Origin of the sequence: Microcoleus vaginatus FACHB-2002 (genome assembly GCF_040004035.1) — a bacterium.
Taxonomy (GTDB): domain Bacteria; phylum Cyanobacteriota; class Cyanobacteriia; order Cyanobacteriales; family Microcoleaceae; genus Microcoleus; species Microcoleus vaginatus_C.
The window spans coordinates 20,892-35,969 of the sequence record NZ_JAMPLN010000016.1 but is presented as its reverse complement, the minus strand read 5'-3'; the positions used below and the strand labels follow the sequence as shown (position 1 = coordinate 35,969).

Sequence of the window (15,078 nt, the reverse complement as noted above, 5' to 3'; positions counted from 1 at the left end):
ATAACCCATAATTCTCTACATAAGCCTCGCAGGACTAGATTATATTAATGGCGATCGCGCTGGCTTGCACCCCTAAAATAGTTGCCAAACCTTCGCCACTGCTCAAACTAATAAAAGCCGCACCTTCTGCTTGAGTAATCCTCAGCATATCAAACGTCAATCCCGGTGCTAATGCCAACTTGTCCTCACCGACAGTGAAATCGCCAATTGTATCGAATCCCCCATTGGAAACTAACACAAATACATCGTTACCTGTGCCGCCCCAGAGGCGATCGTTCCCCAAGTCGCCGCTCAAAGTATCGTTACCGCTGCAACCGATCAGAGTGTCGCTATCTTCGCCACCGTAAATACAGTCATTTCCGGCACTGCCATCTAACAGATCGTTATTTTCATACCCCCTCAATAAATCGTTACCTTCTCCGCCGCAAACAGTATCGTCGCCCATGTTACCAAAAAGTGAATCTTCACCTTGACTGCCGAGAATTAGATCGCTATTTTTACCGCCAAACAAGCTGTCATTTCCCTTGCCACCATCGATAAAATCATCACCTTCGCAGCCATTAATTAAATCGTCTTCTTCTCCACCATTAAGTGAGTCGTTGCCGAGATTTCCATAGCTCGTATCTTGACCTTCATTGCCGATAATAATATCTCTATTTTTACCACCAAAAAGCAGATCATCTCCTTTATTCCCGTCGATAAAATCATTGTCTTCATTACCGTTTAAAGTGTCGTTGCTTTCACCGCCAATCAAATTGTCGTCGCCTGTTGTCGCTGCAAATAAATTCGGATTTAGGCTGCCGAAAAAAGCATCATTTCCCGCAGTGCCCAACTGAATTTCGGTGCCGCCGTTGCTGTTAATAATATTATCGGCAGAATTAGGTCGATCGAGATCGGGACGATCGATGTTATCGCAAATACAGTCAATTGAAGTGCGATCGGCTGGAGTCGGCGTTGGCGTCGGCGCGGGAAATTCCGCTGGTGTCGGCGTCTGCGTATCAGTCGGAGTTGGCGTATCAGTTGGTGTCGGAGTTGGTGTCGGAGTTGGTGTCGGAGTTGGTGTCGGAGTTGGCGTCGGAGTTTCCGTTGGCGTCGGAGTCGGAGTTGGAGTTTCCGTTGGAGTCGGAGTCGGAGTTTCCGTTGGAGTCGGAGTCGGAGTTTCCGTTGGAGTCGGAGTCGGAGTTTCCGTTGGAGTCGGAGTCGGAGTTTCCGTTGGAGTTTCCGTTGGCGTCGGAGTTTCCGTTGGAGTTGGAGTATCAGTTGGCGTCGGAGTGGGTGTCGGAGTCGGAGTTGGAGTTGGGGTTGGCGTCGGAGTGGGTGTCGGAGTTTCCGTTGGCGTCGGAGTCGGAGTTGGCGTCGGAGTCGGAGTTGGAGTTGGGGTTGGCGTCGGAGTGGGTGTCGGAGTTTCCGTTGGCGTCGGAGTTTCCGTTGGAGTTGGAGTTTCCGTTGGAGTCGGAGTTTCCGTTGGCGTCGGAGTTTCCGTTGGCGTCGGAGTTGGCGTCGGAGTTGGAGTTTCCGTTGGAGTCGGAGTTTCCGTTGGCGTCGGAGTTTCCGTTGGCGTCGGAGTTGGCGTCGGAGTTGGGGTTGGCGTCGGAGTTTCCGTTGGAGTTTCCGTTGGAGTCGGAGTTTCCGTTGGAGTCGGAGTTTCCGTTGGAGTCGGAGTTTCCGTTGGAGTCGGAGTCGGAGTCGGTGTTGGAGTTTCCGTTGGAGTCGGAGTCGGAGTCGGTGTTGGAGTTGGAGGTGCAACATTCACAGCGAAAGTTCCCAAAATGTTGCCCACCGCTAAATTGCCAACAGTATCGCTTACCTGGTTTGCTTGCAACTGCACGCTGTAAGTGCCGTTATCGGCGCTGTCCCAACTGCCGTCTGGGGGTAGAATTTGATAAATTGCAGTCCGAGGCGTACCATCCCCAGCAGGTGCGAAACTTACCAGTGTTCCCTGTTGACTGAAACCGCTGGTATTTGTGACGAGGATGTCGCTGCTGTCGAAAGTTGAGGAAGATATCGCACTTGTATCGCTGTATGTCACAGTTAAATTTTGACTGATACCGCCCGCCACAGAAATCGCAGCAATCGGAGTCAAACTGGCAGTCGGAGGAGTTTTGTCAATTGTGTAACTCTGTCCTGTAAAATTGCCATTTCCCGCACCCGTAGCGCCTAGCGGCAGGTTTGCAGCATTTTTGATGCTGTCGTCATCGACAAGATTTAATCCTAAAGTGCCGTCGCCAGTGCCTGTGTTGACTGTTACTGTGTAGGTATTGCCGCTGCCTGTTAAAGATGCGATCGCACTTCCAGTTACCCCCGTCCCCGTTACTGTAAAATCTGTGGCGTCAACTCCGGTAACGTTTTCGCTGAAAGTGACGGTATAGTTAACCGTAGCAGCATTTGTCGGGTTAGGTGTGGCAGGGGCGATCGAACTAACCGTCGGAATATTCCCCACACTACCGCTAATCGTAAAATCAAACGGATTTTGACCGCTAACATTGTTTGCAAACTGAAGCCTACTGCTGATATTGATTGCCCCGGGAAAGGTCAGTGCAAAGGTTGTCGATGCACCGGGGGCGAGAGTTGTCGCACCGAAATTGCTGGTCAAACTGAAGCCAACAGGGGCGATTAAAGGCGTCAGAATTGCATTAGCTGCACCCGTATTCGTAACAGTAAAAGTTTTAGTAATGGGAGTGCCGATCGGAGTCGCACCAAAATTAAAACTGCCAGTATTATCGGGAATATTGACACCGCTTTCTGATACAGAAATAATCGGCGGTGGCAATTCAAACGCACCGATATCGACAGTAGCATTTTGAATGCGCGGAAAACCAGTCCCGCGTTGGTCGGTAGTAATTCCTGCGGGAATGTTAGCATTATTTCCAGTGTCGATCGCAGGACTGCTGGGAATCAATGCGTGAGTTAAAGGCGAACCAGTTGGCGCGTTATTTAGAGCTAAAGTTGGATTGAGAACTTGACTGATATTGGTAATGCCGAGGGTAGCGAAAGATTTGTCAGTGCCTGCGGTATTGAAGCCTGTGCTGCCTGTAAGATTGCCAATTAAATTATTGTTATTGCCGATAAAATCTCCAGAAACATCTGGGTTTGTTGTAGCAGTATTACCCGCGATAATAGTGTTGCTGACATTGGTGGTAGAACCGAAATTAAAAACTCCGCCACCATCTGTACTTGTATTACCAGTAATAGTGCTGTTAATTAAACTTGCTGTATAGTTAAAAATTCCTCCAATCAACAAAACCCCACCTCCCCGACCATTTATTGGATTGCTAGTATTAGCAATTACCGTATTGCCAGAGACAGTGCTGTTAATCAGGGTGAGTCTCGCTGGACCATCAGTCACAATGCCACCCCCTCCATTAATAAATGTGTCCCCAGTAGGAGGAGCGCTAGCAGTGTTGCCGGAGATAGTGCTATTAGTTACGGTGGTAGTGCCACCAAAAGTAGAAATGCCACCACCTGAATTAGCCGTATTATTGAAAATATTGCTGTTGGTCAAGCTGAGGTTTCCCAAGACCAGAATGGCACCGCCAATACTATAACCATTGCCAGCTAAATTGTTGGCTGTATTGTTTGAAAAATTGCTATTAGTTACAATTGCATTAGCATCTCTCAACTCACCGCCGATATAATGATTGTGGATAGCGATCGCGCCTCCTGAACCGAGATTTGCTGAACCATTATTGCCAGCGGTGCCCATACCACCTGCGCCACCTGTAGCCACATTATTAGTGAATGTACTGTCGGCGATAGTAAGAGAGCCAGATGCAATAAAGATGGCACCTCCTATACCTCGACCACCGCCACCGCCAGAGCCAGCACCATCACCGCCGGCGCCTATTGGAAAGGAAAAACTAGGAAAACCACTGCCACCACCTTCTCCTCCTAAATTACCGTAGCCGCGCCTGCCAACAAAGCCACCGTTGGTACCACCAGCACCACCACCGCCCCCACCAAAGTTTAAGGACGGCCCAGTGGTGAACGAGCTGCCGCCGTCACCGTTGCGACCACCCCCACCGGTGCCACCGCCAAAACCACCAACCCCAGCAAACCCGAGGTTAATATAAGGGCCTTCGCCACCACCACCTCCACCTGCCCCGTTACCGCCGTCGCTACCTGGACTTAAGCCTGTGCTGCCTACACCCGCAAGTCCTCCAAGAAAACCGCCACTCCCGCCGTTACCGCCGTTGGCCGTACCGTTTGCACCGTTGCCTCCTAAACCGCCACCTCCCCCTCCACCAGTTGCACCGCCGTCACCGCCGTTGCCAAACATTCCCCCGCCGCCACCGCCAGCGTTGACGCCAGCAATGCCGTTGCCGCCGTTACCGCCGATCGCCCTATTGCCATCAAATGTTACTCGATTAAACGTGACACTTCCATTCAGAATAAAAACGCCGCCTCCTAATCCCGCACCTCCACCTCCACCCGTAAAACCGTTACCGCCATTTCCGCCTTGAGCTAATCCGTTGGTAATTCTCAGATTAGTAAAATTAACAGTAGGAGTTGTCAGAGTCGGAGGCTGAGCAATATCGTTTCCTATCCAAAAAACTCGCCTGGTATTGTTACCGCTAACTCCGAAACCGTTGCCGATAAAATCGAGATTTTTAGTAATAATTGGCAAGTCAGCATTGAGAGTAATGTTGTTGGCTAAAGTTACTGTATCGCCGTCAGCCGAAGTATTAATTGCATTAGCAAGAGTGGCTGTGTCTGTGGCATTAAAATTAGCCAAAACACTTTGGTAAGCTGCCATCACTCCTATTTGAAAAGCTAAAGGCGTTTCAATATTTCCGGTTGCTTTTTCTAATATCCAGTCGCCTCCTAATTTTGCATTCCCGGTTAAGTCGTCGGAAGCTGCAACATCTGCACCTGTGAGTTCGCTGAATTTTGAGAGAAAATTATTGCCTTTCTCTCCTTTGCCAACCTCGCAACCGTACAGGAGAATTTCGGGTGGCGAATTTGAAATGGGGACGCCAGACTCGGATAGTATGGATGAATTTTTCGCCGTTACATCGATCGCCCCTGTATCCGCGTTCAAAATCTGTGTCTGGCTGCCATTGTTATTTGTAACTGATGGCGAGAACCACTGTTCGAGAGATTTTTGATAGCTGTCGATATTGTCTGAATTTAATTTTGTTGAACCTAAGAACAAACTACCCGGTTCACCGTGGGAGATGATGTGAACGGCTTTGATATCGGTACGGTTTTTAAGTGCGGTGGCAATTTGTGCAATGCCGTCTGTTTCGGGGTTGAGTACAATTACTTCTGTTCCCGGTTTGAGGCTGGCGGTGAGAGTTGAGTAATCTTCTACCCTCGAATCTATGACGGCGAGTTCCGAAATTTTAGGCGTACTTGTCGTCATAGATTTCCCTCCAATTGTTTATTTAATCCTGGTTTGATGACAGCAGTAGTATGGGCGGGGCGGGTTTATGAGATACTTAGTTTTCAACATAGATAGTTGGTAAAACCCGCCCCTTCGATCGCACAAATTATACAATTAATATCATGTCCGTCTGATGCGTTATTGTATAATTTGCGATGTAGGAGCGGGCTTTACAAATCACAATTGCCTCAAACTTACATCTTGCACCATTCTCAAGAACGGGATCTCCGGCCCGTTCCACAAGAGATGAATTTTTTTGTGTAACAGGCAGGAAAGCCTTTTCATAAAAGGATTATTGAAAGTGGTGCAACATCTGAGCTAAAACCAATAATCTAGTAAACCCGCCCCCACCCAACAGTCAATCGCTTACAAACGACTTTTATGATGAATGAGTCATTTTAGGCGAGGTCATGAGTAATTGTAAATATAATGGGGTAAATTTTTGTTAACCGATGCTACCCTTGTATGCTCTGTTGAATTCGATCTAACAATTGTGCTGCCGATAAGGAAGAAGGCAAAATTTTGGCAGATACTTCTTGCAGGAGAAAGTCGATCGCCTCGGATTCCGAATTTACAGCAGACCGATAATCCCAGACTAAAATTGGCAGTTTTACTGCCATTTGACGCAGGTTCGATAGAGCCTGCAACATAGCGGGGGATTCTGAGGGGGCATCTCGCAAACATAGCAAAACTAAGTCAACGCTTTGATATTGCAACTGCTGCAAAACTTCTGTCCAGCAGAGAGCGATCGACCCTCGAAATCCTGCCGTGTGGATGTACTGAATCAAAGCTTGAAAGTTGGGAGTAGAAAACGGGGAATTGGGGAGGGGAATCTCGGCATTTGTCGATCGATCGCAATCTTCCAATTCTTCCGTCGGGTTTCCCCCAGAAGAGGAGTGCAAATCGGGTAAAGTCGAAATGTCGGCAAATAAAATGCTGGGCTTCCAACTCATGCCAGCAGCAACTTGAATCACTTGCCACAAAGCACTTGGCATTAACCCGGTTGGTGAAGTTTCACTGTCGTCGGGACTGCTAGTGGCTAAACAGGGAAATACCGACAATCCTTTGACTTGATTGGCCAGTTGGGTAGTTCGAGGGTCTAAAGTCACCAAGGGAAGAGAACCCAAATTTCTAGACCGACTTAACTGTTCGATAAAAGCTAAGGGGTTTTGCAGTTGACTTGTACCGTCTAAAACGATCGCATCGGGCCGCCAAATTCTGGCCACGAGTTCTGCTTGGCCGAGGTCGTCTGCTTCTAAAACCCGGCAGTAGTTGGGGTTAAGCAGTAAAGCGGAACCTTGAGAGGAACTGTTTTGCGGGCTGAGCCACAACACGGTTAAAGAACTCTTCACTTTGCCCGTACTGCCATTACTGTGGCCGATCAAGTCTGTCAGCAGCCGCCGCAAAGCGGGTTCTTCCACCGGCAAGCTCAAAAAGCCTTCGGCCCTGTTGACACTGGCCCGTTCTTTTTCGCCTCTGGTGGCCGTGACGATCGCCGGAATCGATCGGGTATCCGGGTCACTCTTGAGCAGCGTCAGCACGTCCCAACCCGACAGCAGTGGCAGCAGCGGGTTGAGGAAAATCGCTTCGGGACTGAACCTGCGAGCTTTTTCCAGCGCTTCGGTGCCGGAACGGGCGACTATTACTTGGTAGCCCAAACCTGAGATGACGTTGGTTAAATCTTCGATATATTTGGGAACTGCTTCGACTATTAATACTAAACGAGAGCGAGAATTGGCCGTCAGAGTCGGATATTGGGGTTTTAATAATTCTTCCTCAGCGGCTCCGGGTACCGGGACTTCTTCACTGCTGTTTCCCGGAGGATTTGGTGGCAGCAGCAGGGTAAATTGAGAGCCTTGGTTTTCGGAGGAAATAAATGAAACGTCTCCGCCGTGGAGCCGAGCTAGGCGTTGAGTCAGTACCAGTCCCAGTCCGGTTCCTTGAAAGCGCCTGGTGAGGGGGCTTTCTAGCTGTTGGAATTTCTGAAAGATCAGGTGCTGTTTGTCGGCGGGGATGCCTATGCCAGTGTCCCAAACTGTGAATGCGATCCAGCCTTGCCAAACATTTACTTTCAATCCGATTTTGCCGCCGAGTTCGGTGAATTTTAGGGCGTTGGAAAGGAGGTTAACCAGCATTTGCCGCAGCCGCAGTTCGTCGGCAATTAAGTGGCTCAGTCCCGGTTCTATTTCGAGTGTAAATTCTATTTGGGTCGAGGGTTCTGCGTTTTCTGTACCGTCCGTTTTGCTGGGGGCGGGAGGATTTTTTTCTTCTTGCTGTTGCAGTTGTTTTGCTTGTTCAAAGGCTCTTTGGCAGGTTGATGCTATTTCGACTGGTTCAGGAATTAGTTCTAGCTGCCCGGTTTCCATCCGGGTCAAGTCTAATATATCGTTAACAATTGTCATCAAATGCCGCCCGCTTTTATGGATTAGTTTGGCGTAGCGTGTTTGGCGATCGTTAAGTTCTCCGATCAATTTATCTTTGAGGAGGCTGGACAAACCGAGGACGGCGGTGAGCGGGGTTTTTAGTTCGTGGCTGATGCAGGATAAAAATTCGTCTTTTAGTCGGTTGAGGTGGATTAAATCTGCGTTTTTCGCTGCTAGTTCTTTGGCGACTAAATGTTCTTCGGTGACATCTTGTCCCATTACTAAAATTAGCTGGTCTGAGAGCGGTTGTTTGACAAATTGCCAGATCCGTTCTTGCCCTTTTTGTACGGGACACTCGCAAATGTAGGTGTCTGGTTTGCCGGCCATAGGACACCAAGCTGGAGCGGTTAATGTTGAGGGGGAGGCGGCAGCGTACAGGGGCAGCGGGCAACTGGTGGCTGCTGAATCACGCGCGGCGAAGCTATCCCGCAGGGAATCGCTCGATCTACTTGCTCCTACTAGGCTCCTGCATTCTTTGGTGATGCCCTCTAACTGCACGCTCTTGTATTCGCTTGTTAAATGGCTTGGTTTGCGGGCCGAGTGTTTACCCAAATTTGCTGCTGGTTCTGGAACTGGTTCTGGGCCTGCTCCTAGCAAAATCCGCCACGCTGCGTTTTGGCTGACTATTTGTGCGGTGGGGGTTTGCAATCTTAGGGGCAGGGGCAGTTTTTCCAGTAGTTCGACTAGGGAGTTCAGGTTTTCCGAAGGTTTCAATCCTGCTTCTAGAAAGCGCACTTGAGCGTCTAGGACCGTGGCGATTGCTTCGGAAATTGGTTTTTTTAATTCGATTTCTTTGACGGCTGTTGCCGGCTCTGTGAGGCTGCAGAGCGAGCTGCTGTTGAGTGCGGCGAATTGCAGCAGGCTCAGGCTGTCTAGCATTCCTAAGAATTGACCACTGGCATCTGTGAGGGCGATCGGGCTGTTTGAGGAAATGCCGGCGGTTTGGCGGTTTTGCCGGGTTGGGGTGTTCTGTTCCTCTGTTTGCAGGTACTGCCAGAATTCCCTGACGCTCATAGTGGCGGGTAATGCCGTGACTGGTTCGATCGCGATCGGGCTTTCTGACAAAGGTTGCTGCCCGTCGTTTGTGCGATCTGCTCCCCAAGCCCAAAGACTGCGGAGGTACACTAATCCCAGCGGCTGTAGCTGTTCGTTGACTACTGCGACTCGATCGCAGTTGCAGGAGCTGAAAATTGACTGCAGCGATTCTAGCGCAGCCGTTTGGAGGCACAGCGGCACTGGCTCGATAAAATTTTTGATACTGGGGGTGGTGAGTGGCATAACAAACCTGAGAGTCTGCTCGCGAGAGCAGTAATATTTTTGATGCTCAATGTAGCTGCGAATTTCTGTATCTTATTTGTTTTATATCAGTTCGCTATCAGGCTCGGTATCCGCACCGAGACCGGGGAGTTCGATGCCTACGCCTGATTTGAGGCGACTAGCAATTATTTTAAGGCTTAAGCTTAATTGCAGAAATCACGCTCAGGGTGCTTGACACAACAACCAAGGAGTACACTTTGATTCTTCCTCTGCTAGAAGCGCATCACTTATTTTGCGGTTAAGATTGGTTAAAATAAATGTTGAGATGATTGTTAAAATGTTAAGTTTTTTGTAAAGGAGATATCAACTCTGAGCGATCCAGCACTTTCAGGCAACTTAGGTGGTGCACCTACAGCTTTGCTTCCTCAACTTTCTATCGGTATTTTTGTCCGCTCTGAGGAAATCGCAGCCTCTGCGATCGAGCTTTTGAGAGGCGAACGCTATGCTTTAACGCACATTAAGTCGGCAGTGGAGCTTTTGGGGTTCCTTAAGCACAATTATCACCTTGATTGTTTGGTTTTGGAGATGGATGGGGATCTGCGATCGCTTCTGGGCAAGCTGCAAGAACGATCGCTCTTTTTGCCTGCTGTGATTTTTTCGCCTCACGCGCAACATGGCAGGCCCGAAGCACCATATTCAGATGGTTTTGAGGCCGCAGCCAGTACCGCCAACAAGAGTCAAGACGAAAGCTGTGCTTTTTTTTATCACCCTGGTGAGGTGCAACTGGCAATCGCTCGATCGAGCGAAATAGCTGCAGGTATCGATCGGGCGATCGCACAATTTCTGAAGCTTTCAACTCCGGTTCCTGTCAATTATCAATCCGTAACGGTCGATGCGACAGCCCAATTGACTGCTCAAAGTTTGCTCAGCCGACAGCAGCGGCGGCTGGCGGAAAAATTACGGGAGCGATTAGGATACTTAGGTGTGTATTATAAAAGAAATTCCCACATTTTTTTGAGAAATCTGTCGGGACCAGAGAAACAAAAGTTTTTGGAGCAACTCAAGTCGAGTTATCGCGACATCGTTTTGAATTATTTTTCTCAAGATACTGCGGTCAACAATCAAATAGATGAATTTGTGAATTTAGCTTTTTTTGCTGACGTTCCCGTGACTCAAATTGTAGAAATTCACATGGAATTGATGGACGAGTTTGCTAAACAGCTAAAAATAGAAGGGCGCAGCGAGGAAATATTGCTCGATTACCGCTTGACCCTGATTGACGCGATCGCTCATATGTGCGAGATGTATCGGCGATCGATTCCGAAAGAAACCTCTCAAGGTAGAATGTAGAAGGGATTCGGCATAATTTAAGAAAGAAAAGGTAGAAGGTAGAATCTAACAAAAAAGAAAGGAGCCGACAAACGGCCGCGCGAGGGCGAGGCGGAAATTATTATAAAATAACAAAGAACAGCGGATTTAAGACAAATAACAACTACAACTAACATCTGGCAACTAATACTCAACATTTAAAAAAGTTCATGAGTCCTCTGAAGAAAACCTACGTTCTGAAGCTGTACGTTGCGGGGAATACTCCCAACTCCGTGCGAGCTTTGAAAACCCTAAAGGACATCCTAGAACAAGAATTTCAAGGCGTCTACGCGCTGAAAGTCATAGATGTTCTCAAAAACCCTCAGCTAGCAGAAGAGGACAAAATATTGGCAACCCCAACGCTGGCCAAAATCCTGCCGCCGCCGGTACGAAAAATTATTGGCGATTTGTCCGATCGCGAGAAAGTTCTGATAGGATTAGACTTGCTCTATGAAGAACTTCGCGAAGAAGACCTGAATTCATAAGATAATCAGGTGAGAGTCAGTCGATTTTAGATTTGAGACTTCGGTTTGGCGTGAAACGTTCGGCGAGCGCGAGCGTCGAAGCGTCGAGTCGCGCTCAGTCGAACGATTTTATATTTTAGATTTACTCAACAGATGAATCTGGGAGGTTGAACAAAAGTCTAAAATTTTTATCTTTCCACGACAGGAGTACGTGGCACGGTATCGGTTTTTGGGCGGGGGTCATTAGTCAGCAGTCAGCAGTCATTAGTTATTGAGCAAGAGCCAAAACTAAAAGCTGGGTACAAAGACTCATGATCGGCGGTTAATGAGTGACAACTAAAGAATACTGAGAGTTGACAAAAATCGACATGAATGAAATTAGTCAAACGGTTCAACGAGAAGGATTGGGAACGGCAGGAGTTGAAAAAATTCGCACGATGATTGAGGGTTTTGATGACATCAGTCACGGCGGAATGCCGCTCGGCAGAACCACCCTAGTCAGCGGCACGTCAGGAACGGGAAAAACTTTATTTGCCGTACAATTTCTCTATAACGGAATTACCCATTTTGACGAAGCTGGAGTGTTCGTAACTTTTGAAGAATCTCCAGCAGATATTATTAAAAATGCTTGCAGTTTCGGTTGGGATCTGGCACAGTTAATCGAGGAAGGCAAGCTATTTATTTTGGACGCTTCCCCGGACCCGGAAGGTCAAGATATCGTAGGGAATTTTGATTTATCTGCCTTAATCGAGCGAATCCAGTACGCCATTCGCAAGTACAAAGCCAAGCGGGTTTCTATAGATTCAGTGACCGCCGTATTTCAGCAGTACGATGCTGCATCGGTGGTGCGCCGAGAAATTTTTCGCTTAGTTGCACGCCTCAAACAAGTCGGAGCAACTACAGTTATGACGACGGAACGGGTGGAAGAATACGGCCCGGTTGCTCGGTTTGGAGTGGAAGAGTTTGTGTCGGATAATGTGGTGATTGTTCGCAACGTATTGGAAGGAGAACGCCGCCGCCGCACCATCGAAATTTTGAAGTTGCGGGGTACAACTCACATGAAGGGCGAATATCCTTTTACTATGACTAATGACGGAATTAATATTTTCCCATTGGGGGCGATGCGATTAACTCAAAAGTCTTCCAACGTGCGGGTTTCTTCAGGCGATAAAACTCTCGACGAGATGTGCGGCGGCGGCTTTTTCAAAGACTCGATTATTTTGGCTACGGGTGCAACGGGAACCGGCAAAACGCTGTTGGTGAGCAAGTTCTTGCAGAATGCTTGTATGAACGGTAATCGGGCGCTGCTTTTTGCCTATGAAGAGTCGCGGGCTCAGTTGTTCCGCAATGCTTATTCTTGGGGCATTGATTTTGAGGAAATGGAACAGAAAGGAATGCTGAAGCTGCTGTGTACTTACCCGGAATCTGCCGGTTTGGAAGACCACTTGCAGACTATTAAATCAGAAATTGCTGAGTTCAAACCTTCTCGAATTGCTATAGACTCGCTGTCTGCCTTAGCTAGGGGTGTCAGCAATAATGCTTTCAGGCAATTTGTGATCGGAGTGACAGGTTTTGCGAAGCAGGAAGAAATAACCGGCTTTTTTACGAATACAAGCGACCAGTTTATGGGTTCTAATTCGATTACGGACTCCCATATCTCTACGATTACTGACACGATTATTATGCTGCAGTATGTAGAGATTCGAGGAGAAATGTCGCGGGCAATTAATGTGTTTAAGATGCGCGGTTCGTGGCATGACAAAGGAATTCGGGAATACACAATTACTGAAAGAGGCCCACAAATTAAAGATTCGTTCCGTGGTTACGAACGGATTATCAGCGGTTCTCCGACTCGGATTACGATTAATGAGAAGAGTGAGCTATCGCGGATTCTCCAGGGTGTGCAAGGTCCAGACGATGAGGATATTTGAGAGTTAACAGTAATTCATCGTTGTTAAAAGTAGGTTGGGTTGAGCTAGGAAACCCAACTTTTTTAATTTGAGGAGTTTGTGAATATTTATAGCAACCGCGACAATTTTTTGGAGGTTCTTAATTGCTGAAATATGAGCTTTTATTGCCTTCTGTATCAGCGCCTTATGCTATAGCAATCCCAGTAAATAGGTTGTGGTAAAAATCTAGGTGTAAGCTGTTGTGCATCTAAATTGTATATTTCAATGACGTATAAAAAATCAAAAAATCCTCTCTCCATCGAACCCTCGAAATAACAGAAAATCTTTCTAGCCTAGCAGCTTTGTGCCGGGCCGTGCCTATCCCTACTATTCCTGGATTAGGGGAACCAGGAGGGATTACCTCTACAAAAATATTATCACTAATTTTATTCTAAAAAATCATTCTTTACACATCACCACCAGTATTGGCATCTCCCTATATCCACAAGATGGAATGAATCTCGATAGATTGCTCAAAAATGCAGATATTTCCCTATATTACGTGAAGGAATTGGGCCCAATACCTATAGTTTTTACACAGCAACAATACCTTCGCCCAAATCTAATACCCTGGCGATCGCAAATCTCTTGAATTGTGCTTGGAAGGCGAATCCTTGCTGTATGATCAACCTCAGCTCGATTCGCAAACAGGTAGCCTTGCTGGTGTTAAAGTTATAGTAGGAGGGTATTCTCCTGAACTAGGTTGGATTCATTGCCATCTATGTATTGCCATCGCCGAAAAAACTGGATTGATTTGGCTATGGGGCAAATTGATTTTAGAGCAAGCTTGGTGGCAATATCAGCAGTGGCTAGCAGCAGGACTAATTCTGCCTAATATCACGGTGAATCTGTCAGCACGTCAACTCAGCCAACCGACTTTAATCGCTAAGAGCGATCGCATTGTTGAGCGCACCGAGATGAAGCCAAAATATCTAGGGCTAGAGATTACGGGAACGGCAATGAGGCTTAATGTTGACATTACCTACCATCTTTTGAGCCAATGATCCGAGCATGGTATTGGGATTTATGTCGATGATTTTGGGCCTGGCTATGCTGTTTTTAACAATCTGAAAAATTTTCTGGTGAAGTCGCTCAAAATTGATCCCTCACTTGTCCGCGATTTAGCCAGCGTTCCGAGCGAGCGATCGCGGAATTGCCCAACCCATAGTTGTAATCACACAGGGCTTAAATCTGAGCACAATTGCCGAAGAAATGGAAACCCCAGCGAAATGGGAATAGTTACAAGCGAGCACCTAGGAAATTGGGCAGTATATGTTGAGGAAGCCGGTCATTGCTGAGGTTGCCACTCAATTAATCCGACATCCTGAATTGTTGTCTACCACTATGTGGAATCAGCAATCCTCCCTCATCAAAGCGCGCAAAAGTCTTATAATTAATTTAATGCTCGTGTCGCTCAAATGACTCAAACAATTTTACGGCGGAATAATATAAAAGTGTTTGGACAAGGCACCCAGACCATGATGTTTGCTCATGGATTTGGGTGCGATCAAAATATGTGGCGTTTCGTAACATCGGCCTTCGAGAAGGACTACAAAATCCTCCTATTTGATTATGTAGGTTCGGGACAGTCTGATATTAGTGCCTACAGTTATGAACGGTACAGCGACCTCAATGGCTATGTTCAGGATGTCCTCGATATCTGTGAAGAATTGGCGTTGACGGATGTGATTTTTGTCGGTCATTCTGTCAGCAGTATGATCGGCCTTCTGTCCTCAATTCAAGCTCCTAATTACTTTAATCGCTTGATTTTGGTAGGGCCTTCACCCTGCTACATCAATGATTTACCAAATTATTACGGAGGGTTTGAGCGCAAAGATATTGAGGAGCTCCTCGATATCATGGAGAAAAATTACATTGGTTGGGCAAGCTTTCTGGCGCCAATGGTGATGCAGAATCAGGATCGTCCTGAGTTAAGTGAGGAACTTGAGGCAAGCTTTTGCTCCACCGATCCGGTGGTTGCAAGTCGCTTTGCCGAGGTGACTTTTTACTCTGACAATCGCAGTGATTTACCGAATGCGTCAGTACCTTCACTGATATTGCAATGTAGAGATGACATGGTAGCTCCCACCGAGGTAGGGCATTATCTCCACCGCCACCTGCCTAAAAGTAGGCTACGGCTGATGAAAGCTACGGGACATTGCCCGCACCTGAGTCATCCACAAGAGACGATCGACATGATTAAGGAGTATTTGAGTGCACCTCATACTACCTGA

Annotated in this window: 7 protein-coding genes and 1 pseudogene; 6 read left to right on the top strand and 2 right to left on the bottom strand. The window is 47.5% G+C overall.

Going from position 1 to position 15,078, the window contains the following annotated elements; translation table 11 throughout:
- Positions 1 to 34: 34 nt before the first annotated feature.
- Both NDI35_RS15365 and NDI35_RS15360 read right to left on the bottom strand, forming a co-directional pair.
- On the bottom strand, positions 35 to 5,362 hold the full coding sequence (locus NDI35_RS15365; protein WP_445313497.1) for a DUF4347 domain-containing protein: 5,328 nt from the start codon (positions 5,360 to 5,362) through the stop codon (positions 35 to 37).
- Between the two features lie 476 nt (positions 5,363 to 5,838).
- Entirely contained in the window at positions 5,839 to 9,084 is a 3,246-nt protein-coding gene (locus tag NDI35_RS15360; protein WP_445313496.1) for an ATP-binding response regulator, read from the bottom strand.
- 396 nt (positions 9,085 to 9,480) lie between these two features.
- On the opposite strand from NDI35_RS15360, the gene NDI35_RS15355 reads away from it, so the two are divergent.
- From NDI35_RS15355 to NDI35_RS15330, 6 genes and pseudogenes are all read left to right on the top strand, one after another.
- On the top strand, positions 9,481 to 10,413 hold the full coding sequence (locus NDI35_RS15355; RefSeq protein ID WP_445313495.1) for a circadian clock protein KaiA: 933 nt from the start codon (positions 9,481 to 9,483) through the stop codon (positions 10,411 to 10,413).
- A gap of 188 nt (positions 10,414 to 10,601) precedes the next feature.
- On the top strand, positions 10,602 to 10,916 hold the full coding sequence (kaiB, locus tag NDI35_RS15350; RefSeq protein ID WP_006632119.1) for a circadian clock protein KaiB: 315 nt from the start codon (positions 10,602 to 10,604) through the stop codon (positions 10,914 to 10,916).
- Between the two features lie 347 nt (positions 10,917 to 11,263).
- Entirely contained in the window at positions 11,264 to 12,826 is a 1,563-nt protein-coding gene (kaiC, locus tag NDI35_RS15345) for a circadian clock protein KaiC (RefSeq protein WP_445313494.1), read from the top strand.
- Positions 12,827 to 13,148: 322 nt separating this feature from the next.
- Positions 13,149 to 13,436, top strand: coding sequence for a diguanylate cyclase domain-containing protein (locus NDI35_RS15340; protein ID WP_445313493.1), 288 nt, complete (start codon positions 13,149 to 13,151; stop codon positions 13,434 to 13,436).
- A 1-nt stretch (position 13,437) separates the two neighbouring features.
- A pseudogene (locus NDI35_RS15335) lies at positions 13,438 to 14,142 on the top strand (EAL domain-containing protein).
- Positions 14,143 to 14,322: 180 nt separating this feature from the next.
- Positions 14,323 to 15,078, top strand: coding sequence for an alpha/beta fold hydrolase (locus NDI35_RS15330; protein WP_445313492.1), 756 nt, complete (start codon positions 14,323 to 14,325; stop codon positions 15,076 to 15,078).

Excerpts from the sequence above, each read along its gene's own strand:
- kaiB (WP_006632119.1), top strand. The coding sequence starts at position 10,602 with ATGAGTCCTCTGAAGAAAACCTACGTTCTGAAGCTGTACGTTGCGGGG.
- NDI35_RS15365 (WP_445313497.1), bottom strand. The coding sequence starts at position 5,362 with ATGACGACAAGTACGCCTAAAATTTCGGAACTCGCCGTCATAGATTCG.
- NDI35_RS15360 (WP_445313496.1), bottom strand. The coding sequence starts at position 9,084 with ATGCCACTCACCACCCCCAGTATCAAAAATTTTATCGAGCCAGTGCCG.
- kaiC (WP_445313494.1), top strand. The coding sequence starts at position 11,264 with ATGAATGAAATTAGTCAAACGGTTCAACGAGAAGGATTGGGAACGGCA.
- NDI35_RS15330 (WP_445313492.1), top strand. The coding sequence starts at position 14,323 with ATGATGTTTGCTCATGGATTTGGGTGCGATCAAAATATGTGGCGTTTC.